Source organism: Hyphomicrobium sp. DMF-1 (assembly GCF_027886585.1).
Taxonomy (GTDB): Bacteria; Pseudomonadota; Alphaproteobacteria; order Rhizobiales; family Hyphomicrobiaceae; genus Hyphomicrobium_C; species Hyphomicrobium_C zavarzinii.
This window is the reverse complement of the sequence record NZ_CP115706.1, coordinates 2,664,902-2,690,341: the sequence shown is the minus strand read 5'-3', so window position 1 is coordinate 2,690,341 and position 25,440 is coordinate 2,664,902. Positions and strand designations below refer to the sequence as shown.

19 protein-coding genes are annotated in these 25,440 nt (G+C 65.6%); 9 read left to right on the top strand and 10 right to left on the bottom strand.

The window, feature by feature from the left end; genetic code table 11:
• Positions 1 to 3: 3 nt before the first annotated feature.
• Both PE058_RS12245 and PE058_RS12240 read right to left on the bottom strand, forming a co-directional pair.
• Entirely contained in the window at positions 4 to 678 is a 675-nt protein-coding gene (locus tag PE058_RS12245; RefSeq protein ID WP_271028518.1) for a ChrR family anti-sigma-E factor, read from the bottom strand.
• Positions 679 to 1,212, bottom strand: coding sequence for a sigma-70 family RNA polymerase sigma factor (locus PE058_RS12240; protein ID WP_020086663.1), 534 nt, complete (start codon positions 1,210 to 1,212; stop codon positions 679 to 681). It abuts the gene before it with no gap.
• A 250-nt stretch (positions 1,213 to 1,462) separates the two neighbouring features.
• Between PE058_RS12240 and PE058_RS12235 the strand changes: the two genes are divergently transcribed.
• The 6 genes from PE058_RS12235 to PE058_RS12210 all read left to right on the top strand — a co-directional run bounded on the left by PE058_RS12235 (position 1,463) and on the right by PE058_RS12210 (position 10,154).
• Positions 1,463 to 3,328: a cation:proton antiporter domain-containing protein gene (locus PE058_RS12235; protein ID WP_020086664.1), complete on the top strand. Its 1,866-nt coding sequence runs from the start codon at positions 1,463 to 1,465 to the stop codon at positions 3,326 to 3,328.
• A gap of 192 nt (positions 3,329 to 3,520) precedes the next feature.
• The gene (tkt, locus tag PE058_RS12230; RefSeq protein WP_271028517.1) at positions 3,521 to 5,539 is read left to right on the top strand and encodes a transketolase; all 2,019 of its coding nucleotides are present in this window, start codon (positions 3,521 to 3,523) and stop codon (positions 5,537 to 5,539) included.
• 167 nt (positions 5,540 to 5,706) lie between these two features.
• Positions 5,707 to 6,906 carry a phosphoglycerate kinase gene (locus PE058_RS12225; protein ID WP_271028516.1) on the top strand — a complete coding sequence of 400 codons (1,200 nt, stop codon included), beginning with the start codon at positions 5,707 to 5,709 and terminating at the stop codon, positions 6,904 to 6,906.
• A gap of 18 nt (positions 6,907 to 6,924) precedes the next feature.
• Positions 6,925 to 7,737 (top strand): cytochrome c biogenesis CcdA family protein, encoded by an 813-nt coding sequence (locus tag PE058_RS12220; RefSeq protein ID WP_271028515.1) that lies wholly within the window; start codon positions 6,925 to 6,927, stop codon positions 7,735 to 7,737.
• 4 nt (positions 7,738 to 7,741) lie between these two features.
• Positions 7,742 to 8,548: a bifunctional hydroxymethylpyrimidine kinase/phosphomethylpyrimidine kinase gene (gene thiD / locus PE058_RS12215; protein ID WP_271028514.1), complete on the top strand. Its 807-nt coding sequence runs from the start codon at positions 7,742 to 7,744 to the stop codon at positions 8,546 to 8,548.
• A 328-nt stretch (positions 8,549 to 8,876) separates the two neighbouring features.
• Positions 8,877 to 10,154 carry an MFS transporter gene (locus tag PE058_RS12210; protein ID WP_271028513.1) on the top strand — a complete coding sequence of 426 codons (1,278 nt, stop codon included), beginning with the start codon at positions 8,877 to 8,879 and terminating at the stop codon, positions 10,152 to 10,154.
• A gap of 11 nt (positions 10,155 to 10,165) precedes the next feature.
• On the opposite strand, the gene dgcA is transcribed toward PE058_RS12210, so the two are convergent.
• Positions 10,166 to 11,152 carry an N-acetyl-D-Glu racemase DgcA gene (dgcA, locus tag PE058_RS12205; RefSeq protein WP_271028512.1) on the bottom strand — a complete coding sequence of 329 codons (987 nt, stop codon included), beginning with the start codon at positions 11,150 to 11,152 and terminating at the stop codon, positions 10,166 to 10,168.
• 77 nt (positions 11,153 to 11,229) lie between these two features.
• Positions 11,230 to 14,217 carry an apolipoprotein A1/A4/E domain-containing protein gene (locus tag PE058_RS12200; RefSeq protein WP_271028511.1) on the bottom strand — a complete coding sequence of 996 codons (2,988 nt, stop codon included), beginning with the start codon at positions 14,215 to 14,217 and terminating at the stop codon, positions 11,230 to 11,232.
• A 411-nt stretch (positions 14,218 to 14,628) separates the two neighbouring features.
• On the opposite strand from PE058_RS12200, the gene PE058_RS12195 reads away from it, so the two are divergent.
• The 3 genes from PE058_RS12195 (at position 14,629) to PE058_RS12185 (ending at position 16,667) form a co-directional block, all read left to right on the top strand.
• Positions 14,629 to 15,072, top strand: a complete 444-nt coding sequence (locus PE058_RS12195; RefSeq protein ID WP_156827566.1) for an Hpt domain-containing protein — start codon at positions 14,629 to 14,631, stop codon at positions 15,070 to 15,072.
• 159 nt (positions 15,073 to 15,231) lie between these two features.
• A complete protein-coding gene (locus tag PE058_RS12190; protein WP_020087679.1) occupies positions 15,232 to 15,552 on the top strand; it encodes a 2Fe-2S iron-sulfur cluster-binding protein in 321 nt (106 codons plus the stop codon).
• 59 nt (positions 15,553 to 15,611) lie between these two features.
• On the top strand, positions 15,612 to 16,667 hold the full coding sequence (locus PE058_RS12185) for an NAD(P)/FAD-dependent oxidoreductase (RefSeq protein ID WP_020087680.1): 1,056 nt from the start codon (positions 15,612 to 15,614) through the stop codon (positions 16,665 to 16,667).
• 21 nt (positions 16,668 to 16,688) lie between these two features.
• On the opposite strand, the gene rsmA is transcribed toward PE058_RS12185, so the two are convergent.
• The 6 genes from rsmA to lptF form a co-directional block, all read right to left on the bottom strand.
• On the bottom strand, positions 16,689 to 17,582 hold the full coding sequence (gene rsmA, locus PE058_RS12180) for a 16S rRNA (adenine(1518)-N(6)/adenine(1519)-N(6))-dimethyltransferase RsmA (RefSeq protein ID WP_271028510.1): 894 nt from the start codon (positions 17,580 to 17,582) through the stop codon (positions 16,689 to 16,691).
• Positions 17,579 to 18,655, bottom strand: coding sequence for a 4-hydroxythreonine-4-phosphate dehydrogenase PdxA (gene pdxA / locus PE058_RS12175; RefSeq protein WP_271028509.1), 1,077 nt, complete (start codon positions 18,653 to 18,655; stop codon positions 17,579 to 17,581). The genes rsmA and pdxA overlap by 4 nt, the downstream gene beginning before the upstream one ends.
• The gene (locus PE058_RS12170; protein ID WP_020087683.1) at positions 18,655 to 19,884 is read right to left on the bottom strand and encodes a hypothetical protein; all 1,230 of its coding nucleotides are present in this window, start codon (positions 19,882 to 19,884) and stop codon (positions 18,655 to 18,657) included. Before PE058_RS12170 ends, pdxA begins: the two co-directional genes overlap by 1 nt.
• 166 nt (positions 19,885 to 20,050) lie before the next feature.
• A complete protein-coding gene (locus tag PE058_RS12165; RefSeq protein WP_271030615.1) occupies positions 20,051 to 22,414 on the bottom strand; it encodes an LPS-assembly protein LptD in 2,364 nt (787 codons plus the stop codon).
• Positions 22,415 to 22,507: 93 nt separating this feature from the next.
• Positions 22,508 to 23,602: an LPS export ABC transporter permease LptG gene (lptG, locus tag PE058_RS12160; RefSeq protein ID WP_020087685.1), complete on the bottom strand. Its 1,095-nt coding sequence runs from the start codon at positions 23,600 to 23,602 to the stop codon at positions 22,508 to 22,510.
• Positions 23,603 to 23,608: 6 nt separating this feature from the next.
• On the bottom strand, positions 23,609 to 24,820 hold the full coding sequence (lptF, locus tag PE058_RS12155) for an LPS export ABC transporter permease LptF (protein WP_020087686.1): 1,212 nt from the start codon (positions 24,818 to 24,820) through the stop codon (positions 23,609 to 23,611).
• Positions 24,821 to 25,440: the final 620 nt, after the last annotated feature.

Sequence of the window (25,440 nt, the reverse complement as noted above, 5' to 3'; positions counted from 1 at the left end):
CGTTCAAAGCCCGAGTAGAGGCTGCAGCAGGCGGGCGACGGGGCTCTTGAAGATCAGCTTGCCCTCGGTCGCCATCAGGCAGATGCAACCTTTCTCGGGGCAGGCAACCGGCCCGTGGGCGACCCCTTCGTCCAGATCCGCCACGTCGCCCACGCGGTAAGTCCCGAACGCATCCGTATAGCTTCCCCGCAGGATGAGGGTGAGCTCCTGGCCCGCATGCCCATGCTCGGGCATGGTCTTGCCCGGGGCCACCTTAATGAGGCGCAGCTCGCCACAGCATCCCTTGGAGAGCGGAACCGGAAAAATCCAGATCCCCGGCGCAACCCACCGCCAGGCCACCTGATCGAGGTCGGCGCCGATAAGAGGCACGAGCGGGCGGGGCACCTCGCCCGCGTTCTGTCCGCACGGCGCGGGTGCGGAAACTGAGGACGGATCGCCTTTTGCGTCGGCGTCTGCCTCGCCCGCCCGCATGGCGACCACGGGTGCCGGGCCGCTCATGCCCACCGGCTCGAGCTTGTCGAACAATGCGACGCCGATCTGCTGCATCCGCCTCACTTCACAGCAGCAGGTCTTGCACAGCGACAGGTGCGAGGCGATCACGGCGGCGAACGTCTCCGGCTGGCTGCCTGCCGCGCAGCACATCAGGTTTGCGATGTCCGGATGATGCGAGATCGTCATCTATCTCAAGTCCTCGAGCGCATCGCGAATCTTCTGGTAGGCGAGGCGCATGCGTGATTTCACGGTTCCGAGCGGCAAGCCCAGTCGCTGAGCGATCTCGCTGTGCGACAGTCCCTCCACATACGCGAGGGTGACGACTTCGGATTGATCGGCCGGCAACTCGGCGAGCACACTGCGCACCTTTTCGCTCCGCTCCCGCTCGGAAAGCTCCTCGTCCGGGGTGGGCTCCGGCGACGGCTCCTCGTCGTTGTTCTCGGGCAGAGGCTGCCAGGCCACCTCCTTGCGCAGGCGGTCGATGCGAAGGTTCCGCGCGATCGTGAAAATCCACGTTGTCGCACTTCCCTTGTCGTCGGAGTAAAGGGCCGCCTTCCGCCACACCGTGAGCAAGGTTTCCTGCGCAAGCTCCTCGGCAGTGCGCGGATCAGCCCCTTGCCGCATCATGTAGGATTTGACGCGCGGTGCGTAGGACTGGAACAGCGCCCTGAAGGCCTCGACGTCGCCGTTCGCGGCCACCCGTTGCAAGAGATCAGCCATAGTCCTCGGTGCATTCACTGCGAGGGAACGCAGGACGCGCCCCCCATCAAGGACCCGAAGCATAGCGGAACCTCGCAGTCGCGCCCAGCCATACGCTCAAAACCGCGCGGCAGACGCAGCCCTTGCAGGCTCCTTACGCAGCAGTCGGGCGGCTGGATTTCCGAATCCGCATGGCAAGACGCATTGAGGGTGGACGCAGCAGCTTCGAACCTGTGAAAGTACCGTCCCATCCCCGAAAAGCCGGTGAAAGATGCCGCACGTCACGTTGACCGAGATTGCCCTGCTGCTCGCTGCCATGGCGATCGCGCCGCCGGTGGCGCGATGGCTCGGGATCGGAACGGTGCTGGGCTATCTGGTGGCCGGGATTGCGCTGGGGCCGCACGGCATCCGCCACGTGTTTTCGAGCAACGACGCCCACGAGATCCTGGAGCTGTCGGAGTTCGGCATCATCCTGCTGCTGTTCCTGATCGGTCTGGAATTGCGCCCCAAGCGCCTCTGGGCCATGCGAAACGCCATCTTTCGGTTGGGCGGCGCTCAGGTGGCTCTGACGGCGATGGTACTGGCGACGGCGGCGTCGGTGCTCGGCCACGCCTGGCAGACCGCCCTGTTCGTGGGGCTTGCCCTGGCGCTATCCTCAACGGCGTTCGCGCTTCAGGTGCTGGAAGAGCAGGGCGATCTAGCCGCTCGCCATGGACGTCTCGCCTTCGCCGTTCTCCTGTTCCAGGATTTGGCGGCCATCCCCCTGATTGCGCTCGTCCCGTTGTTCGCGTCCAAAGCCGTGGACGTGGGGAATGCCATGGACCTCACCGCGGCCCTCCGCGGGCTCGGAACCATCGCGGCGGTGGCGCTGATCGGCTACTTCGGCCTCGACTCGCTCCTGAGGCTCGTCGCCCGGACCAAAGTGAAGGAGGCCATGACGGCCGCGGCCCTGTTGACGGTCGTCGGCGTCACCATCCTGATGCAGAAAGCGGGGCTATCCGCGGCCCTCGGCGCCTTCATCGCGGGCGCACTGCTCTCGGAAAGCTCCTACCGCCACCAGCTCGAAGCTGACATACAACCCTTTCAGGGGCTTCTTCTGGGATTGTTCTTCACCGCCGTCGGCATGTCGCTGAACTTGAACCTCGTGCTCAAGGAGCCGGGCACGGTGCTGGGTCTCGCTCTCGCGCTGGTCGCGGTGAAGGCGATCATTCTCTATGGCCTGGGCCGGGCAGTGGGGCTGGACAACCGGCCAGCGCGCCGTCTCGGCCTCTCGCTCAGCCAGGGCGGGGAGTTCGGCTTCGTGCTGTTCGCAGCCGGCCTCGGCGCGGGCGTTCTCTCCCGCCATACGAGCGATCTGCTGGTGGCCGTCGTGACCCTTTCGATGGCCGCGACCCCGCTGCTGCTGGCCCTCGACCGGCTTAGCGCCCGCATCGGAAAGAGCGCCGCGCCCGCCTACGACAACCTGCCCCTGCGCGACGAGCATGTGGTGATCGCGGGCTTCGGGCGTTTCGGCCAGATCGTGGCCCGTGTTCTGCGCGGCAAGAAGATCCCGTTCATCGCCCTCGACATTTCCGCCGAGCAGGTCGATCTTGTGAAGAAGTTCGGCTCCCAGGCTTTCTTTGGCGATGCGAGCCGGGGGGATATCCTGGAGGCTGCGCAGACGGGAAAGGCGCGCGCCTTCGTGCTCGCGATCGACGATGTGGAGGCTTCCCTCCGCACGGCCGAGCTGGTCAGGCGGCAATATCCTCATGTTCCGATTTTTGCCCGCGCCCGCAATCGCAACCACGCCCATCGCCTGCTCGATCTCGGCATCACCAGCATCCAGCGCGAGACGTTCCTTTCGGCCATCGAGACCACCCGCCAGCTCCTCGTCGGCTTGGGCTACAGCGAGCGGGAAAGCGAGCGTGTGACCAAGACTTTCAAGGCCCACGACCAGCGCCGCCTGATGGAGGACTACGCCGACTACAGCGACATGGAGAAGATGCAGGCCAAGGCCCGGAGCGACGCGGCCACCTTGGAGCGGCTCTTCGCCGAGGACCGGGAGGCGGACAAGGAAATCGGGGACGCCAAGCCCGCCAAACTGGCGAAACCGGTGCTGCAGGAGAAGCCTGCTGCCAAGAGCGAGACCGCCGCCTGACAAAGATCTGATCTCGAACGGGTTTTTCGGCAGCAAAACGCCACAGCGTGGCGCTGTCCGGCAAAGCGCGAATTGTCCTGTCGGCGAACCGCCGCTGCGCCCTTTGCGCGGTAGACGGCTGGGCCTCGCCCCGTTAAATGTGCCCGCTTGACAAGGCCGGACGGCCGCGGACTTCGGAAGGACTAGGCGAGAATGGGTGAGGCGCAAGAGACGAAGGTGGGGGCGACCGCCGCCACCAAGGATATGGCCAACGCGATCCGCGCGCTCGCAATGGACGCCGTGCAGAAGGCCAATTCCGGCCATCCCGGCATGCCGATGGGCATGGCGGATGTGGCGACGGTGCTTTTCTCCGAGGCCCTTCGTTTCGATCCCGCAGACCCCGCCTGGCCCGACCGCGACCGCTTCGTGCTCTCCGCCGGCCACGGCTCCATGCTGCTTTACGCGCTGCTGTACCTCACCGGCTATCCGGGAATGGACATCGGCCAGATCGAGAACTTTCGCCAGCTCGGCTCGAAGACCGCCGGTCACCCCGAGTTCGGCCACGCCCCCGGCATCGAGACCACCACCGGCCCTCTGGGTCAGGGCATCGCCAACGCGGTCGGCATGGCGCTCGCGGAACGGCTTCAGAATGCCCGCCTGGGCGACGATCTCGTGGGCCACTACACCTATTGCCTCGCCGGCGACGGCTGCCTGATGGAGGGCATCAGCCACGAGGCGATCTCGCTCGCAGGCCACTTGAAGCTCGGCAAGCTCATCGTGCTCTGGGACGACAACTCGATTTCGATCGACGGCCCGACGAACCTCTCCGTCTCCGACGATCAGGTGGCACGCTTCGCCGCGTCCGGCTGGAACACCATCCGCGTCGACGGCCACGATCCGAAAGCAATCTCGGCCGCTCTCGCAAAGGCCCGCGCCGACAGCTCCAAGCCCTGGCTGATCGCCTGCAAGACGGTGATCGGCTACGGCGCGCCCAACAAGGCTGGAAAGTCGTCGACCCACGGCGAGCCGCTGGGCGTGGACGAGATCAAGGGCGCGCGCGAGAAGCTCGGCTGGAGCGCCGAGCCCTTCGTCATCCCGGCTCCCGTGCTGGGCGCATGGCGCGCGTTGGGTGCCAAGGGCGCGGCTGAGAACGCCGCCTGGAAGAAGCGCCTCGCCAAGGCGTCTCCCGAGGCGAAGGCTGCGTTCGAGACCCCTGCAGCCGCCCAGCGCAGCAAGGCGATCGCGGACGCCATCGCCGCCTCCAAGACGCAGTTCGCCGCCGACACCGCCAAGCGCGCGACCCGTGTCTGGTCGCAGTTGACGCTCGAAAACCTCGTGCCCGTCGTGCCGGAGCTGCTCGGCGGATCGGCCGACCTCACGCCGTCGAACGGCACGCGCACCAAGCATCACACGTCGGTTGCGCCCGGAAGCTTCGCCGGCAACTACATCCACTATGGCGTGCGCGAGCACGGCATGGCCGCGGCCATGAACGGCATCGCGCTGCACGGCGGCTTCATCCCGTATGGCGCGACGTTCCTCGTCTTCACCGACTACTGCCGTCCTTCGATCCGCCTCTCCGCGCTGATGCACCAGCGCGTCGTCTACGTGATGACGCATGACAGCATCGGCCTCGGCGAGGACGGTCCCACCCATCAGCCCGTCGAGCATCTGGCCTCGCTGCGCGCGATCCCGAACCTCGTCGTGCTGCGCCCGGCCGATGCGCTGGAGACGGCGGAAGCCTGGGAGATCGCACTTTCGCAGACCAAGACGCCGTCGTTGCTCGCGCTCTCGCGTCAGGCCGTGCCGACGGCACTCCGCGCCAATCCGGGCGAGACCACGAACCTCACGGCCAAGGGCGGCTACGTGGTGAGCGGTGGCGCCAAGCGCGATGTGACGCTGATTGCAACGGGCTCCGAGGTCGGCCTCGTGGCCGAAACGGCGGCGCTCCTCGCTAAGGACGGCATCAACGCGGCCGTTGTCTCGCTGCCGTCGTTCGAGCTGTTCCGCAGCCAGGACGAAGCCTATCGCAACGAGGTGCTGGGCTCCGCGCCGCGCATCGCCGTCGAGGCGGCCGTCGCGCAGGGTTGGCACGAGTGGCTGCGCCCCGGCGATCGCTTCATCGGGCTTTCCGATTTCGGTGCCTCGGCGCCGGCCGCGAAGCTCTTCGAGCATTTTGGCCTCACCACCGGCAAGATCGCGGAGGCCGCCCGCGCCCTCGCCAAGAAGGGGTGAGGTGCAGATCGTGGGGGCGTTTTGCTCTACCGAAATATGTCTGGATCCCGGCTTCCGCCGGGATGACGTCTCGGAGGCAGCCGGCTCCCTTCATTTCGTCACTCCGGCGAAGGCCGGAGTCAGACACGTGTGAACATAACCGCAAGCGCAACTCCACACGGGCAGCCATGAACCTCGACAAGCTCAAGACCACAGACGGCCTCGATCTCGCTGGCAAGCGAGTGCTCGTGAGGGCGGATCTCAACGTCCCAGCGAAGAACGGCGTGGTGACCGACGCAACGCGCCTCGAGCGTATCGTTCCGGGCCTCCAGGATCTCGCGAAACGCGGCGCGCGTGTGGTGGTGCTCTCGCACTTCGGCCGTCCGAAGGATGGGCCCGACAAGGAGAATTCGCTGGCGCCCGTCGCCGCCGCGCTCGGCAAGCTCGTCGGCCTCCCGGTCGCGCACGCCTCGGATTGCATCGGGCAGGCGGCATCCGACGCGGTGTCCGCGCTCAAGAACGGCGGCATCGTCGTGCTGGAGAACACCCGCTTCCACAAAGGCGAGGAGAAGAACGATCCGGAATTCACGAAAGCGCTGGCCGCACTCGGCGATATCTTCGTGAACGACGCGTTCTCCGCGGCCCATCGCGCCCACGCCTCGACGGAAGGGCTCGCCAAGCTGCTGCCCGCTTACGCCGGTCCCCTCATGATGGAGGAGATCCAGGCTCTGCGCAGCGCGCTCGATCAGCCCAAGCGGCCGGTCGCGGCCGTCGTCGGCGGCGCCAAGGTCTCGACCAAGATCCCGGTCCTCACCAATCTTTCGGCCAAGGTCGACAAGCTGATCATCGGCGGTGGCATGGCCAATACGTTCCTGCTCGCGGGCGGCATCGAGATCGGCAAGTCGCTGGCCGAGCCCGATCTCGTCGCGACCGCCAAGGAGATCATGCACGCCGCCAAGGCGCGGAGCTGCGAGATCGTGCTGCCGCAGGATGTGGTGGTCGCCGCGCGCTTCGAAGCAGGCGCACCTTCGCGCACCGTCATCACCACCGAGGTTCCGGCCGATGAGATGATCCTCGACGTGGGTCCCAAGACCGTCGCCCATTACGTCGATGTGCTCTCGCGCTGCGAGACGCTGCTCTGGAACGGCCCGCTCGGCGCTTTTGAGATCGCCCCCTTCGGCGAGGGGACGTTCGCGCTCGCGCGTGCGGCGGCCGAGAGAACCAAGGCCGGATCGCTGGTCTCGGTGGCGGGCGGCGGTGACACCGTTGCGGCCCTCAACGCGGCCGGCGTGACGGACGATTTCACCTACGTGTCGAGCGCGGGCGGTGCCTTCCTCGAATGGCTGGAGGGCCGCGAGCTGCCGGGCGTAGCCGCGCTCGCACGATGATCGAACGAGGGCTGCCTGATGCTCGCTGAAGCCCATCTTTATCTCGGTGTCGCGCTGGCGGGTCTGGTGAGCTTCCTCTCACCCTGCGTTCTGCCGCTGGTGCCGCCTTACCTGAGCTACCTCGGCGGCACCACCTTCGAGCAGCTTTCCGACGAAAAGGGTCTCGAGCGCGCGGTCTGGCGCCGCGTCGTGCTCGCCTCCGTCTTCTTCGTGCTCGGCTTCTCCACCGTCTTCATCGCGCTCGGCGCCAGCGCCTCCTTGATCGGCCAGGTGATCCAGACCTGGCGCGCCGAGCTCTCCTTCGCCGCCGGCCTCGTGATCATCCTGTTCGGCCTGCACTTCCTCGGCGTGCTGCGCATCCCCTTCCTGCTCACCGAGAAGCGCTATCAGGCCGAGCAGTCGAGCGCGAGCCTCGCCGGTGCCTATGTGATGGGTCTCGCCTTCGCCTTCGGCTGGACGCCCTGCATCGGCCCCATCCTCTCGACGGTGCTCGCGCTCGCCGCCAACGAGGCGAGCCTGGGCGCGGGCGTGCGGCTGCTCGCGGTCTATTCGGCCGGGCTCGGCGTTCCGTTCGTGCTGGCGGCGGTGGCCATCCGCCCGTTCCTGTCGTTCATGCACCGCTTCCGCCGCCATCTGGGGCTGATGGAGAAGATCATGGGCCTGCTGCTGGTGCTGACCGGCATCGCCTTCCTCAACGTGTTCGAGTGGTTCAGCATCCAGGCGCTCGGACAATGGCTGATCGAGACGTTCCCGGGCCTAGCCCGCGTCGAGGAGCTGATGACGCCCGAAAAGCTCCAGCACGATCTCCGCACGCTAACGCCCGGAGGTTGAGGACGTGGCCACACCCATCGCGCTCACCATCGCCGGGTCCGACAGCTCGGGCGGGGCGGGCATTCAGGCCGATCTCAAGACGTTCACGGTGCTGGGCGTCTACGGCGCGTCCGCGATCACCGCCATCACCGCGCAGAACACACGCGGCGTGCAGGGCGTGCTGACGCTGCCGCCCGGCATCATCGCTGCGCAGATGACGTCGGTCGCCTCCGATCTCGCTGTGGGCGCAATAAAAACCGGCATGCTGGCCGATCGCGTGACCGTGGAAACCGTCGCCGAAGGTCTCGCGCGGTTCGCGGGAGTGCCGCTCGTCATCGATCCCGTCATGGTGGCGACCAGCGGCGACGTGCTGCTCGCTCCCGAAGCGATCGACGCCGTGAGAACGCGCCTGTTTCCGCTCGCCGACATCGTGACGCCGAACCTGCGTGAGGCCGCCCGCCTGCTTGAGGCGCCTGTCGCCACCTCCCTCGGCGAGATGGAGGCGCAGGCCCGCCGCATTCTGGCGCTCGGCCCCAAGGCGGTGCTGGTGAAGGGCGGGCACGGGGAGGGGGTGGACGCCACCGACATTCTCGTGAGCCGGGACGGTCTGAGCCGTCTCACGGCGCCGCGCATCGCCACGCGCAACACCCACGGCACGGGCTGCACGCTGGCAGCCGCCATCGCGGCGCGTCTTGCGCAAAAAGCCACGCTCGAGACGGCTGTGGCAGATGCGAAAAGCTTCGTCTGGAAGGCGATCGAGGCCGGAAAAACGCTGTCCGTCGGCGCGGGTGACGGCCCTGTCGATCATCTCCATGCAATCCGGAGACAGTAACTGTTGCGCCGAAGCATCGCCGGACCGGCAATGCGTCGCGCCCATCTTGTCAGTCTCTTTGGGTTCTGCAACTCTCCTGCCCGTGCAGCGCCGTCGTCGGGGGGCGATAGAGCAGCGCACATACTACTGACTACACGACTTTGGGGGGAGCTAAGTGGCGATCAGGGACGCTGCGAAGCTCGGCAAAAAACCGGTCCGGTTCTTCCGGGCCGGTTTTTTCTTGCCCGAAGCGCTCGCGCCCGCCGCAGGCCCCTGATAAAGACGCTCGCGCCGCCGGACAAACGCAGGCGCCATAATAAGAGCCAAGCCGCGAGATCGGACTGCCGACATGGGAGGACTTGAGAAGGACGGGCGGGGGAGCAGCCTCCTGGCGATGTCGGCGCGCGCCTCCTACAGCCTGCGTCTCGCTGCGTTCTACGGCGCCCTTTTTCTGATCTACGGCGTGCATCTGCCGTATCTCCCCGTCTGGCTCGACACGCGCGGCCTCACCGCGGGCGAGATCGCCGCCATCACGGCCGCTCCCTTCTTCCTGCGCGTCTTCATAACGCCCACCGTCGCCATCCTGGCCGATCGCACCGGCGCTCATCGCAGGATCGTCAACGGGCTCGCCTGGCTCGCGCTCGTGCTCGTGCTGGCCTTGAGCCGGATGGAGAGCTTCTGGGCCATCTTCCTGCTGGCGGTGCCCTTCGCCATCGCGCTCTCGACCATCATGCCGCTGACCGAGACGATTGCCGTGGCCGGTGTGCGCGCGAAAGGGCTCGACTACGGGCGTATGCGCCTTTGGGGCTCGATCACGTTCGTGACCGCGGGCTTCGTCGGCGGCTGGCTGATCGATCACGCAGGCGCCGATGCCGTCGTCTATTGTATCATCGTCGGCGCGATCGCGACGGTGGCCATCGCCTCACAGCTTCCGGAAAAGCTGCGGCTCGCGCCCGGCCCGGATCAGGTGCCTGCCGAAACGCTCTCCCATCAGGGCGCCATTCGCGGCGGCAGCACGGAGGAGGCGCTCCGTCTCGTCCGCACGCCCGTGTTCCTGGCGTTCCTGCTGGCTGCCGGCGCCGCCCAAGGCGCGCACGGCATGTTCTACACCTTCGGCGCGCTCACGTGGCACGCCCAGGGCATCTCCACCGCCTGGGTCGGCGCCCTCTGGGCCATCGCCATAGTCGGCGAGGTGATGCTCTTCGCCTACTCCGGCGACATCGTGCAGCGCTGGGGACCCGTGACGCTGATGGTCAGCGCCACCGCCGCCGCCGTGCTGCGCTGGGCGCTGATGAGCTTCAGTCCGTCGCTCCCGGCGCTGATCCCGCTCCAGATGCTCCACACGCTCACCTATGGCGCTTCGCACCTGGGTGCCATGCACTTCATCTCGCGCGCTGTTCCCGAAAGCGCGCAGGGAACGGCTCAGGCCATGTACGCGACGGTCGCGGCCGGCCTCCTGATGGGCGCGGCCACGCTGACCGCAGGCAGGCTCTATCCGAGCATCGGCGGCCACGCCTATCTCGCCATGGCCCTCCTCGCGGCAATAGGATTTGCCGCCGCGCTTTACGTGCGTGCAAAATGGCAGGGCGGCCTGCTGTGGACCAGCCCGGAGGCCGCGAAAGTTTGAGGTGAGGGGGCTCAGCCCCAGAGCTGCGCGGAAGGTGGCTGCAACTTTCCATCCTGGAAGCGCACGGGCGGATCGCGGTCGGTCGCGAGCAGCAAAGGTCCGTCGAGGTCCACCCAATCTGCGTCCTGCGCGATCAGAAACGCGGGCGCGACCGCGAGCGAGGTCGCGACCATCGAACCAACCATCACCTTGAGCCCAGCCTCCCCTGCCGCCTCCCGCAAGGCGAGCGCTTCGGTGAGCCCGCCCGCCTTGTCGAGCTTGATGTTGACGGCGTCGTAGCAATGGAGAACGTCCGCCAGATCGGCGCGCGTATGCACGCTTTCGTCGGCGCACACAGGCACGGAGCGCATCAACCCTTCGAGCATGGCATCCGCGCCAGCCGGAAGCGGCTGCTCGACGAGCTCGAAATCGGATTCGGCCGCAGCCGCCAGGAACGGCTCCACCATGTCGTCGGTCCAGGACTCGTTGGCGTCCGCGACGAGCCGCGCGTCCGGTCTCGCCTGGCGTACCGCCGCCATACGATCGATATCGCCAGCGCCGCCAAGCTTGAGCTTCAGAAGCCTGTGCGCGGTTGCATCCTGCGCAGCGCGCGCCATGGCTGCAGGGGTGTCTAGGCTTAGGGTGAAGCACGTCTCGACACCCGCGAGCGGCGCGCATCCCAGGCTTGCCGCCACGCTCCTCCCGCTCGCTTTCGCTTCGAAATCCCAGAGCGCGCAGTCGAGCGCGTTGCGCGCCGCGCCCGGAGGCAACGAGGCGGCAAGAATGTCCCGGCTCGCGAGCAGGCCAGGGACACGGCTTGCGTCCTCAATGGCGGCCACCACGCTTTCCGGCGTCTCGCCATAGCGCGCATAGGGCGTGCATTCCCCCCGACCGGTCACCCGCCCGTCGGAAATCGACACCGCGACCACCACCGCATGCGTCTTTGCTCCGCGGGCGATCACGAACGGCACCTTGAGCGCGAAGCGGTCGACGGAGATGGAAAGGGAGCGAAGAGACATGAAAACCGTGGCGCCTGACTTGCGATCCCAGACGCGCGATCATCGACGCGCAGCATCGATCGCCAGCGGGAAGGGAGCTAAGTGATACGCCCGCTGACGTGCGCGAGGAAGAGATAAACCCGCCCCATGTCCGACAGCAGATGAGCGTTGATCGCCCGGCCGGAGGGATCGCGCTGCTCCGCGTCGCGCCGGATGTTCTCGAAGTCGACGAGGTAGTGGTTGATCGTCCGCTGCAGGTCCGGATCGGTGCGGTAACGCACGCTGAGATCGTCGAAGATGGCGCGGCCTTCCGGCGTATAGATGCTGCGCACCATCACGCCGCGCTGGCCTGCCGCGATGCGCTGCCAGAGCGCGGCCGTCGTCGCCGGATCGAGTGCACGCGCGATCACGTCGATCTGGCTGTGGAAGGGGACCGGCGCCTGCGGAGGCGCGTGCATGACAGGCGCGGGATGATGGGCTTCGTCATCGCGCGACGCGCGCGCCAGAAGATCGCCGAGCGACCACCCATCACGGTTCTCTGCGGCAGGCGCTTGCGAAACGGCGGGACGTGAGAGCGGTGCCTGATAGGGCGACGGCGGAGGCGGCGCGGCCCGGTAGACGGGATCGGGCGCCGCCGGTGTGGAAAGCGTGCTGAGCGCGCGCGGCCCGGTGTCCGACACGGCGCGTGCCTCTGCAACATAGCTGCTCGTCAGAGACGGAACGCCGGGTGTGCCGGGCATGGGCGGCTGCGGCGGCGTCACATCCCGCCCGGCGAGCGAGCGCGTCGTGAGGTTGGAAAGCTGCTCGATGGCGCGGAGCTGGTCCTGAAGCGCGCGCCGCATGGCCTCCGCGTTCTCGCGCGTGGCGGTGGGAAGCCGCTCCATCTGCTCCTTGAGGCGCACTTGCTCGGCGGCGATATCGGCGGCCGCGCGGCTCGCCCGCTGCCTGACCTCGTCGGAGGTCTGGTCGATCCGGCTCGTGAGCGAGGAGAGCTGCTCCGAGACCACGTTGGAGATCGACGAGAAGCGCGAGCGAAGCTCGTCGAGCGCGCGCTCGCCCTCCGCGCCGGCTTCGAGGCGGAACCGCTCCAGATCGTCGAGGGCCGTGCGCTTGGTGGCTTCCGCGCTCGCCCTGAGCTGCTCGGCCGTCGCGCGCGCACGCTGCTCGGCAGTGGCCAGCGTGCCTTCCATCGACGACGAGAAGCCTTCTACGAAACGGCCGAACTCGTCCGCCTTTCCGGAGAGCCGGTCCATCGTGCTGGAAAGCTCGGCGTGGCGGCCCTGCAGGGTGGATCCGATCTTGAAGTTGGCGTTCTCGAGCGAGTTGGCGGCGCGCATGATCGCCTGACCCTGGCCCTCGAAACGATTGGTGACGGCGTTGACCTGCGAGAGCAGGTTCTCCGACACGCGCTTCAGCATCTCGGACTGACCTGCTAGTCCCTCGATGGCCTTGAGCGACTGGCGCGTGATGTTCTCGCTCGTGCGGCGCACGGAGTTGATGCCATGCATCAGGCTCTCATCGAGATTGACGGCCTGACGCGAGATCGTCTCGCTGAACGTGCGCGCGTGATTGTCGAGTGCGGAGGTAAGGGCGCGCGCCTTTTCGGCAACCGCGGTATCGATGGTCATGGTCGAGCGCACGATGGATTCGTCGAACGACTTCAACCGCTGACCGAACGCGGCATCGAGCGCCTTGGTGCGCTCCACGAGCTGAATGTCGAGCGCCTGCGCGCGATTGCTGATCGAGGTGTCGAGGGCCCGCGCATACTCCTCGAAGACGAGCTGCAACTTCTCGGTCCTGTTGCTGAGCGAGGTGTCGAGCGTTGTCACGTAGCTCGCGATCGCGTCCTGAAGCTGGTCCGTGCGTGCACCGAGCGCCATCGCGAGGCCGGACGTATACCCTTCGAGCATCCCCTGCAGTTGCTCGGTCTTGCTGCCGAGCGCGTGCTCCAGCCGGTCGGTGCTCTGCCCCACTGCGGATTCGAGGGCGGTGAGGTTGTCGCCCGCGCCCTGGATGATATGCGCGAGCTTGATCTGCTGGTTCGAGAGTTTGTCGATCAGCGAGGGAATATCGGTTCCGAGCGTCTTCAGCGTCTCTGTGACACGCTCGCTGGTGGAGAGCAGAGAGTTGCGCTCACCCGCGAGCTCCTGGATGAGACCGCGGATCTTTCGCTCGTTCTCCTCGTAGGAGCGTTCGAGCGCGGTGACCTCGTTGTGAACCAGGGCTTCGAGCTCACCCGCGCGTCCGAGCGCGCGCGAGATGGCGTCGTTCATGAAGCCGACCTGACGGCGCACAGCCTGCCCGAGAGAGGCGACCGATTGCTCGGCCATACGGTCCGGCTCCGCGAGCCGGATTGCGACCTCTGTCATGGTCGAGGAGCGTAAGCGCAACTCGTCGGAGCGCCACGCGAGAAGCGCCAGCGCCCACAGCACAGCCACGGGAACGATAATCGCGGTCGCGGTGAGGAACGTCGAAGGCTTCTCGAACAGCGAGAGGAAGGTCGCGCCCGCTTCGAGCTCCGCCCGCACGATGACGTAAGAAAACGCGAGGCAGATGACGGTCCAGACAGCGGTCGCGATCGCGGCGTACTTGAAAGGCGCCGAAGAAGGCTTCTGCTCGAGCGCGTAGATGAGGCCGCCGATGGAGGGCGCGTCGTCGTTGGCCGCGATCTTTCCGCGGGGAGGTCCGGCGGGTCGCCGGCGCGCCATGCGCCGCGCCGCGGGCTCGGCCGATTGAGGTGGCTGCTTGTCTCCGCCGGGGCGGTCACCCTTGTCGTTGCCGGAGAGAGGCGGCATCACGGCCGGAGCAGCCTGCGCGCGGGAAGCCATGTTGGGAAGTGGTGGCGGCAACCTATGGTGCACCGTTGCCGTCGGGGAGCCGAGGTTCGGCGCGCTCGCAGGCGTGGAGACGAGGGACAGGGCGTCGCTGAGATCGGGGCCCGAGGATTTAGCGCCGGAATTTGCGTTTCCGGCCAGGGGAGGCGGAATCAGTGCGGAGGCCGACGCCTGCGACGCGGCCGGAGATGCGGCCACGTCGGGCAGCGCCTTGGCAGCCGCCGCCGAGTCAGATTTCTGTTCCTGAGCCATCAACCCGTCCGAGCCGGTAACCACCGGCAGCCCCACGCCCAGCTCTAAACCATGATACCGCAGTCCGAGGCTTGTGCTCAAACGGGTTTTCTCCCATGAGCAGGCCCCATCAACGCCCTTTTTTCAGGGTTCGAGCCTCCTCCTAGGCTCTATGCCGAGTAGGCCGTCTTTGGGGCCAAATGAAGTTCGCCCCAACGCCGCCCAGAACCCGTAGCCTTAAAGAAACCTTTCCCCCAAGAAGCGACTTAGAGATGATTGGTTTACAACTATTTAGCGCGTTACGGGCAGGATGGGCCATGACCTGCGGAAGCCCTCGCTTCCGGGGTGCTCGCCCCTGACGCCGCCGGGACCGGCCGAAAGGCGCTTTTTTGATCCACCGATAAATACGTCCCAACGCAGGCCACGCGGCAGATGACGACCCAAAGACAGAGCGCGACCCACCGTCGCCATGAGCGCTTGGCGCTTGGCCTGGGTGAGCCGTCTCCCGTAATGGCGGGGGAGGGCGCGGGCCCGATCGACCGCGCGCATCTGGCCCGCTATACGCTCGGCAGCCCGAGCCTGGAGCGGGAAATCCTGGGCCTGTTCCTCGCGCAGCTCCCGCTCAGCATCGAGCAGCTTCGCTTCGCAGTCACCGACCGCGAATGGCATGTGGCGGCCCATACCATCAAGGGCTCCGCCCGCGCCGTCGGCGCCTGGCAGGTGAGCCAGATCGCCCTCGAAGCCGAACAGACCTCGGGCGCGACCGACGAGGAGGAGCGCGAGCGGCTGCTCGCCCGCCTGGAAGAGGCATGCGAGCACGTCCAAAGCTATGTGGAGGAAGCCTTTCCTTCCGAGCCTGCCCGCCCCGGATCGTAACCGCACGCTTCCGCATCAGAAAATCTGAAACCGGCGGCTCCGGCCCGCATCAGACAGGGCGCGGCGTGGCAGAGCTTGAATAAAGCGAACGAGCCCATTAATCCTGCCCGCGACCGTCCCGGGAAACCGGGCGAACATCAGGAATTGGAGCCGGCCGTAATGGTTAAACTCACCTTCATCCAGCCCGACGGCGCGAGCCAGACCGTCGAGGTCGAGCCGGGCCTGACCGTTATGGAGGCGGCAAAGCTGAATGACGTACCCGGCATCGAGGCGGAGTGCGGCGGCGCGTGTGCCTGCGCGACCTGCCACGTCTACATCGAGCCGGCCTGGGTGGAAAAAACCGGCAAGCCCGCCGATATCGAAGAGGACATGCTCGATTTCGCCTTCGATGTGCGTAAGGAGAGCCGCCTGAGCTGCCAGATCAAGGTCACGCCCGACCTCGACGGGCTCACCATGCGCGTGCCCACCAAGCAGTTCTGAGATCCCGCCGCCTCTTCGGCGGCAAGAACGCGTCGGCGAGCGCGAAACAGGAGACGACCATGGCGTTGGACGAAGCCAGCCAGGCGACAGACGCAGGCGTGACGGAGATCGATGCGGTGATCATCGGCGCTGGCCCCGTGGGTCTGTTCGCTGTGTTCGAGCTGGGGCTGGTCGACGTCAAATCGCTCGTGATCGATATCCTGGGTAAGCCCGGCGGCCAGTGCTCGGAGCTCTATCCCGAAAAGCCGATCTACGACATTCCCGCGCTCCCCACGGTCACCGGCCAGGAGCTGACCGACCGGCTGATGGAGCAGATCAAGCCCTTCGGCGCCTCGTTCGTGTTCGGTGAGCGCGTCGACGAGCTGCAACGCTCGGAAGACGGCCGCTTCCATCTCAAGACCGACGCTGGACGCGAGATCCTGGCCAAGGTCGTCGTCATCGCCGCGGGCGGCGGCTCGTTCACCCCGAAGCGCCCCCCGCTCGACGGCATCGAAGCCTACGAGGGAACCTCCGTGCACTACGCGGTGCGCCGTATGGAGGAGCTGCGCGGCAAGGACGTGCTTATCGTGGGTGGGGGCGACTCCGCGCTCGACTGGACGCTCAACCTCGCGCCCATCGCCAAGTCGCTCACGCTGCTGCACCGTCGCGACGAATTTCGCGGCGCGCCCCATTCGGTGGAGCAGATGCGTGCCCTCGTGGCGGAAGGAAAAGTCCGCCTGGTCATCGGCCAGATGACGCAACTCCACGGCGAGAACGGAACGCTCGAAGCCGTCACGGTGAAGACAGGCGACGGCGAGCAGCGGGTGACGGCGAACGCCATGCTGCCCTTCTTCGGCCTCACCATGAAGCTCGGCCCGGTCGCCACCTGGGGCCTCAACCTCAATGAAAACCTCATCCTGGTCGACACCGAGAAGTTCGAGACCAGCGAGAAGGGCATCTTCGCCATCGGCGATATCAACTGGTATCCGGGCAAGCTGAAGCTCATCCTCTCGGGCTTCCACGAGGCGGCCCTGATGGCGCAGCAGGCGCACAAGTACGTGCACCCCAACAAGAAGCTGCTCTTCCAGTACACGACCTCGTCGTCCAGCCTGCAGAAGAAGCTCGGCGTGAAGTAACGAGAACGCGCAGGGCTTTCGTCAGCGCCCCGCGATGGAGCGCTCATAGACGAGGGCGAGCTTCGCGAAATCGCGCACGGGCACCCGCTCGGCCCGGAGGTCGGGCGCGATACCGGCAGCGTCCAGCAGCTCTTCCGGATTGGGCACCAGCGTCTTGAGGGAAGCGCGCAGCATCTTGCGGCGCTGACCGAAAGCCGCCGCCGTCACCTTGCCGAGGGTTTTCACGGAGCAGGCGGGCTGCGGATCCGGCCGCGGCTTGAACACGACCACGGCAGACGAGACCTTGGGCGGCGGCGTGAACGCCTCCGGCTTCAGCGTCAGCGCGATGTGCGCCTCGCTCCGCCACTGCGAGATGACGGAAAGGCGTCCGTAGTCCTTGGTGCCCGGCTCGGCGACGATACGCTCCGCCACCTCCTTCTGGAACATCAGCACCATGCGATCCCACCACGGCGGCCACGGCTCCGTTTCGAGCCATCCGATCAGCAGCGACGTAGCCGCGCCATAGGGAAGGTTCGCCGCGATCACCGCTTTTTGCGCGCTGCCACCGAGAAGCGCACGCCAGTCCGCCTCGAGGGCATCGCCCTCGTGCACGTTCAATTGGCCGGGATAGCGTGCGCTGATCTCGGCCAGCGCGGGAAGGCATCGGGAGTCGCGTTCGACGGCGATCACGCGCGCCGCGCCTTCGAGCAGCAACCCGCGCGTGAGGCCGCCAGGTCCGGGGCCGACCTCGACGACAGTCCGCCCCTCGACAGAGCCGCCGGCCCGCGCGATCCGCCGTGTGAGATTGAGATCGAGGATGAAGTTCTGCCCCAGGCTCTTCTTCGCCGCGAGCTCGTGGCGGCGGATCACCTCACGTAAGGGATCGAGCCCGTCGGGGCTTGCTCCGCTCTTGGTCTCGGCCTGAAGCTCGCTCATGAAACGCCTGCGGGAGCGGGGGAGGCCACGCGGCGCGCAGCAATGGAGCCGGCGAGCTTCAAGGCTTCGACGAGGCTCGACGCGCGTGCCTGTCCGGTGCCCGCGATGGAGAAGGCGGTGCCATGATCCGGCGACGTCCTGACGAACGGCAAGCCGATGGTGACGTTCACGCCCGTGTCGAACGCCAGCGTCTTGATCGGGATGAGCGCCTGATCGTGATACATTGCGAGCACCGCGTCGTAGGTCTTGCGCGCCGCTGCGTGAAAGAGCGTATCGGCCGGGTGCGGCCCTGTCACAGCAAGCCCCTCTCGCGCGAGCGCGGCGATCGCGGGCGCGATGATGCGATCGTCCTCGGTGCCCATCGTGCCTTGCTCGCCTGCGTGCGGATTGAGACCCGTCACCGCAATGCGGGGGCGCACGTAGCCGAAATCGTCCCGCAGCGACCGGTTCAGAATGCGCGCCGTCTCGATGATAGCGTCCGTCGAGATCGCGGCAGGCACATCTTTCAGCGGAATGTGCACGGTGAGGGGGACGACCTTGAGCTCGTCCGAAGCCAGAAGCATCACCGGCTTGCTCTGCGCACTTCCGAAATGCTCCCGCGCCAGCGCGCCAAGAAACTCCGTATGGCCGGGATGCGGAAAGCCGTGGGCCGTGAGCACGCTCTTTGCGATCGGGTTGGTGACCACCGCCTGTGCCTCGCCGCGCTTGACAGCGAGGACGGCGGTTTCGATAGCGGCAATGACGGAAGGCGCATTACGTGTATCCGCCTGGCCCGCCATCACGGGAGCCGCGCAGCGCACGGGATGAACGGGAAGGCGGCTCTCGAAGGCGTCGATCGCGTCGCTGAGATCGCTGACAATCTCGATGGGAGCGTCGAGGCCGAGGGCAAGCGCACGCGCTGCGAGCGCGTCCGGATCTCCGAGCAGCACGAAGGGCGTCAAAGCATGACGCGCCCGCTCCGACCAGGCCATGAGCGTGATGTCGAGCCCGATGCCTGCGGGGTCTCCCATCGAAAGCGCGACGAGAGGCACGCGCGCCGTCGCGGAGCGGTCGCTATGCGCGCCCCGTGCCATCAGCGGATCTCGATGGCCGCGTCCTGCCGCAGGTCCTTGAGATGCTTCTGGGCGAGAACCTCGAACTCCTTCTGGCGAAGCTCGTTCTGCGCATTCTCGCGGGCCGAGCCCTGCCCGGCTGGCGCCTTGCGTCCGCAGAGCGCCCAAAGCTCGACACTGCCCTGTCCGACGCTCGCGGGCAGCAGATCGCCGTCGGTCGCGTTGAGCAGGAGGCTGCGGGTCGGCTCGGGAATCGACGCGGGCTTGCGCATCCCGAGATCCTCGAACTTGGCACCCGCTGTCGCCGCGGCGAGCGCGGACATGGAGGCGCACCCGCTGTACTGCCGGTGCAGCGCATCAGCCTCAGCGATGCGCTGGGCGATCTGCGCCTGATCCAGCGAGGAGGGAAGTGGCAGCGTGATGCGCTGGACCTGCAACTCGACCTCGCTCTGAGCCAGCGACGACGTATTCGCGACGAACTGGTCGACGTCGCGCTCCGTGATCGCGACGAGATGGCCGAAACGGCGGCGGACCACCTCGCGCCAGGAGATCTCGGCGCGGAAGCGGGCCTTCATGGTGTTGATGTCGACACCCATGCCCTTCATGTGCTGGGCGAACTGGTCGATCGTCATCTTGTTGCGCTCGGCAATGCCGCCGATGATCCGGTCGACCTCTTTCTCGTCCGTAACCGCGTTGAGCCGCTTGGCTTCCTGCAGCTTCAGCTTCTCCTCGATCAGCTCATCCTGGGCTTTGCTGCGGGAGCCGGCCACCGCGCCGGAACGTGCCTCCCGCTTGAGCTGGGCAACCATGTTCGCCTGGAGATCTTTGACGAACTTCGTCTGCAGCGCGCGGGCTTCCTCCTGCGACTGGACGTTGTTCTTCTTGAGCAGCTCCTTGAAGCGCTCGTTGGTCTTTGGATCCTGCACGATCGATTTCCAGCGTGCCTCGGCCTTCGCCTTGAAATCCTGGCCGCCGCCGCCGCCCTGGAGCGCGATGAAGGAGGCACGCTGCTCGATCTCGTAGGCCGTGATCGGCTCGTCGTTGACGAGCACCGCGATCGACTGGCCGCCTTTCTGGCGCTGCGCCTTGCCCGTGCCGCCGGCAGCCGGGTTGGCAAGCTCCGCATTGGCCGTGACCGAGCCTCCCTTCGCCTTGGTTTTGGGCTCCACCGCAGAGGCGGGCAGGGCGAGGCCTGCGCCAAGCAGGAGCGCGCCGGAGGTCAGAAGGAGGAAACGGGGCAGATTAGGCATCGATGCTGTCTCGCCAGCAAAAACGGATCACGGCGCGACGGAAAGCGCTGACGCTTGGCCAATTCCTCGAAGCGCCGGGAATCCCGACAATAAAGGGTGACCAGCAGAATGCAAAGGTCGCGGACCTTATCCACACCAACCATGGCGTTGGCAAGGCATTGACCGATCAGCGGTTGAGAGCACTGCCCAGCGACGAGGCGTCTTCGCCGCCCATGAAGTCGACCACGTTGGTCTGGTAGTTGAAGCCGCCGAGGTGCTTGAACTCGAAGCGCAGCATGACGGTCTGATCCGGCTCGATATCGCGATCCGGATCATTGATGAATGTCTCGCTGTAGGTCGCGCTCAGCATGAAGCATTCGTCGAGATAGGCGATACGGATCGAATCCGTGAGCGTCCTGCCCGCGTCGAGGTCGTAGCGAAGGGCGCCCGACAGCGTCCAGCGATCGGTGATCCGCAGCGAGGCGAAGCCGAGGATGTCTTCTTGTTGGTCGTACGTCGCAGTGTCGTAATCGTAGACGTCACCGTAAGTGTATGTGACCTGAGCGACAATCGGCCCATAGTTAAAGGCTGCCGACAAATCCTGCCGTCGCAGGGAGAGGTCGTCCTCGTCAAAACGAGATTGGGAGATCACCCGGAACACATCTGTCGGCGCGAGGTACAACCCGAGCACGTAGTCAGATTTATTAGTCTCGAGTCCGCTGGCCGAGTTAAAGTCGTTACCCGGCTCATTGTAAGCGTTAGTGCCAGCGAGATGGAAGCTTTGTCCCGCGAGCACGCGAGCGTAGCCCACCGGACCCTGGAACGTGTACTGGACGCCGACGTTGGCTCGAACGCCCGTTTCGAGGCGGTCATAGCCCGAGAACTTGGTGCTCTCGAACAGGTTGGTATCGTCGAAGATCAGGCTCTTGGCGTCTTCATCCGGCAGATCATCCTGACGAACGCTGGAATTATGAGCCACGATCTGCCCGATCGGCTCGATCACGTGCGAGCTTGCGCCAACGTTCGCAACCCAGGGATAGGACACCGTGGCTCCACCCGTCGCGAGACCGCGCAAGAAGGTCTCATCGAGGTCGCCAGCGATCGGGTCCTCATAGTTGATCTGGTAGATGTCGCCACGCAGCTCGCCGAACGGCGTATAGGTTATGCCGATCGCGTCCGTGAAACGGCGGCGCCATTTCACTTCCGTCACAAAACGATTCATGTCTTGCGAGACAAGATCCGAATTCGGAGGCGCATTATCAAGCCGAACATCAGAACGTGACAGGCTCAGCGCGTTGGACCTCCAGCGCAGCTCGCCGCCGAGTACCGGATCCTTGAACACGTAGTTGTGGTCGATGATCGGATGAACGAGCGACTCCGACGCGTCGGTGTCGTTCACCAGCAGCCCGCCGAACTGATAGAGCTTCGCGCTGAAATAGTTACGCTCCGACATGCCCTGCAACCAGACGTCGTTGACGCGGTCGGTCAGCAGGATGCCGTCGAGCTTGTAGTACCGGCGGAACGTGTCGTCGCTTTCGATGATGGCATTCCAGCCGTAGCTCCACCAGCTCGAAAGCGAGAACTTGCCGCGCGTCTCAACGCTGCCGCGCCAGCCGTCCAGATCTTCATTGCCGGGTCCGAGATCGCTCGCGTCCTGGTCGATGGCGGCCAGGTTGATCGAGTACTCGCCGTTGGAGAGCTTCTGGCGCCAGTCACCCTGCCACAGCACGCCCTGCTCGGTCATGTAGCGGGGATGGAACGTGAAATCGTAATTCGGCGACAGAGCGAAGTAGTACGGAATCTCGACGAACACGCCGAGATCGTTCGAGTTGCCATACGACGGCGCGAGGAAGCCGCTCTTGCGCTTCACCGACGGATCGGGGTGCTCGAAGTAAGGCAGATAGCCGACCGTGATGCCGTAGAACTTAACCTCGGCATCCTGGTACGAAATGGTCGCGTTGGCCTGGTCGTGCACGATGCGCTTGGCGCCGATGCACCACAGCGGCGGCACGTTGCCTTCGCTTTTGCAAGCCGTGAAGGTTGCTTCGGCGAACTCGGTGACGTTGCCCTCGCGCCGCTCGCCCCGCTCCGCGGTGATGCGGGATTCGTCGCTCGTCACCACCGACAGCGACTGCACGAAGCCGTCACGGAAGTCGTCCGTCAACGTGTAGTTGTCCGCGCGGATGATGTTGCCGTTCGCGTCCTTGAGCTCGACGTTTCCGGAAGCCGTCAGCGTGTTGGCGCCCTGGTCGTAGATGACCTGATCGGCCGTAAGAACGTTCTTGTTGTAGTAGATCTCGACGTTGCCGCGCGCGATCACGCGGTTGCCCTTGGTGTCGTAGATCAGCTCGTCGCCCTGCAGGTAGAGCGGCAGCGTCTTGTCCATCTTCTGCGGCTTGCCGAACACATCGCCCGACTTGCCGAAAGCCGAGGTCTTCGAGGAGGAGGTCACCTCGTCCTGGAAGCTGTTGGATTTTTTCTGTGCGGAGGCCGGATGGGAGGCGAGCAGCGCCGCGGCTGCCGCGAGCGTAGCCGCCACGCCGGAAAGCACGCGCAAACGCCCGTGTCCCACTGCCTTGCGGCACGGACACGAGTTGCCCAACTCAGTGCATGTCGCCAGCATTTTGCGCGCAACACGCATCACTCAGCCGTCCTCCTGGTGCAAGAGCACCGTGACCGAAACAAGGATTGCGAGAACCACCGGAACCCACACCGCCGCCCAGATTGGGGCGAGGCCCGCCGTTCCGATTTGCCTTGAAATCTCCGTGAAAAGGAAAAATCCAAAGCCCCCGATCATTCCGGTGACGACCATAGTCTGGATCCCACCCGAGCGGAATGACCGCAACGACACAGTGGCCGCCAAAAAAACCATGGCCACGCAGAGCAGCGGGCGAGTCAGCAGCAACTCATACTGAATGCGCAATTTTGATGCTGAAAGACCCGCTTTTTCCGTCACATAAATCAGGTCCGGAAGCTCCCAGAACGAGACCGAGATGACGCTTCCGAGGGCGTCCACGACACGCTCCGGCGTGAGGTAGGTGGACAGCAGATATTTTCCGAAGGTTTCGGGCTCCCGGCCGACGCGCGAGACGAGGGCACTTTCGAGCACCCAGTACCCTTCCTCGAGCTTCGCCCGGCTGGCGTCGACTCGCTCCGAGAAGCGCCCGCTTTTATCGTAAACGAACGCCGTAACCGTGGTGAGCTCGGTTCCCCGCCGCCGGGTGCTGCCTGCCGTGAGTACCGATTGCCCGTCGAGACCGTCCTGGCGCAGCCATGTGCCTGAGGCGCCCTTGCCGAGCAGGCTTGATTCACGCCCGAACGCCTCTGAATACAACTTTTCGGAGCTGTCTCTCGCCGTAGCCGCCAAAGGGTTGAAAACGGTGGAGCTCAGGATCCCGAGCATCATTGCGACGGCCGCGCCCGGACGCAGGAACTGCCAGACCGACATGCCGCCCGCGCGCATCACCGCGAGCTCGCTCTTGCGCGCCAGCATCAGCAGTGCACTGATCGAACCCACCAGCACCGCGAACGGAAGCAGGATTTCCGTGTAGGCCGGCAGCCGCAGCGCCGTGATCCAGGCGAGAAGCCAGGCCGGCACGCTGCCGTATTTGCCGGCTTGGCGCAAAAGCTCAACGAAATCGATCATGAAAATCAGGACCGTGCAGAGCCCGAACACCGCGAAGATCGCGATCAGGAAGCGCATCCCGATGTAGACGGAGAGCGTGGAGACCCCGGGCATCGGCCGCTAGCTCCTGGACCCGGCAGGCGCGGCGACGCCCCGCCGGCGGGAGAAGCGCTGCATAAGGCTCGCCCAAAGCTCCGCCGCGCTCTCGGAAATCTTGTCCAGCATCGCGTTGCCCCGCGAGGGCCGCGTCCCGCGCGCGATCAGGAACAGCGAAACGCAAATCGCCGTGAGCGGAATGAGGTAGAGCACGGGCACGAAGCTCGCGTGCAGCACCACGATGTTGTTCACCGCCAGCCCCGATAGCCGCAGTCCCACGCCCGCCAGGAAGCAGAAGCCCATTCGGGCATGACGGTTCTGTCGCGTGCTTTGCGCCTGGCCGACGAGCGCGATCGCCAGCAACACGAAGGCAAGCGGGTAGAGCGCGCTCGAAAAGCGCTCATGCAACTCGGCCCTGAAGCGGCCGGGCTCGGCTTTGTAGGCCGAGCTGTTGGGGTCGGGATTGACCAGCTCGTCGTAGTAGCGCTCGCGCGGCTTGAGATCCGCAGGTCCTGCCGTCTTGGCTTCGAAACGGTCGAGATCGACCGCGTACTTGTCGAACTCGATGATCTGTGTCGGCTCGGAGATCCCGCCCTCACGGCGCAGAATATGCCCGTTGGTCATGAACAGATAGGACTCGCCCTTGTCCTTCAGGATGAGGCCTTTTTCGGCGAGATAGGACTGCACTTCCTTGGAATTGCGGGCGTCGTGCATCACGAGGCCTTGCAGCGTCCCATCGAGCGAGCGCTCGCGGATATGAAACGTCAAACCGCGCTCGGGGCTCGAAAAGCGGCCCGGCTGGATCACCTGGGTCAGGAGATCGGTGCGGACGTCCATCACGATTTCGCGCAGAAGCCTGAGGCTCCACGGCATGGCCACGTGGTTCACGTAGGAGATGAAGGCCACGACGATCAGCGCCAGCGTCGCCAACGGCTTGACGATGGTCCACGCCGTGGCGCCCGACGCCGTCAGCACGATGATCTCGCTGTCGCTGTTGAGGCGATTGAGCGTGTGGATCACCGTGATCAGCAGCGCGAACGGCGTAATCACGGCGACGAAGTTGGGAAGGCCCAGCGTCGTCATGGTGACGAGCGTCAGCGCGCTCTGGCCAAGGCTGGTCACGACGTTGAGTTCGCGCAGCGCGAGCGAGATCCACACGATGCCGGTCAGCGATAGCAGCACCAGCAAAAGCGCGCTCAGCGTCTGCCGAAAAACATATCGTGAGAAAATCGTCATCTGACGGTGATCACGCTGAGCTTCGAGTGAGACGACGTCGAGGAACCGGCCATCGAAGCCGAAGGGCGAAGACTGCCGCCGAGGACGGCGCCACGGCCGCGCACGGCGATATCTTGAGCACCCGCCCGCAAAACTCGAACCCCCGTCGTCGAAGCGGTACGCACTTAACCACCGTCGTTCCATGTGACAATGGCGGAATTTCGGCTCTAATCCAAGCCTCTAACCCCATTGATGCAATGCGGAAACAACCCCTGCTACGCCCGCGGAGCCCCGCCAAACCTAACCCTATCAGCAGATTAATGTGTGGGGCTGACTTTTGGAGCGTCCGCGGCTTGCACTTCCCCCGCAAGCGTCTAATTTCCACAGCGAAGATCGAAAACGCCTGCCCATTGTTCGAGCATGGCCGCGGCTTGAAGCCGGCGGCGGGCTGAAGCCCGATCGTGCCGCCGGCCCCTGATCGCAGCAGTTTGATCCGATCCTGGGCGTATAGGATGCTCTAATCGTTGTCTGCTGAGCATGAGACGAGCCCACGCACCGGGCCATCCGGAGCCTGCTCGAAACCCGTCTCCGGCCCAGCAGATACCCCGAACACGCCGGACCCGCTCCGCGGGCAGGTCCGG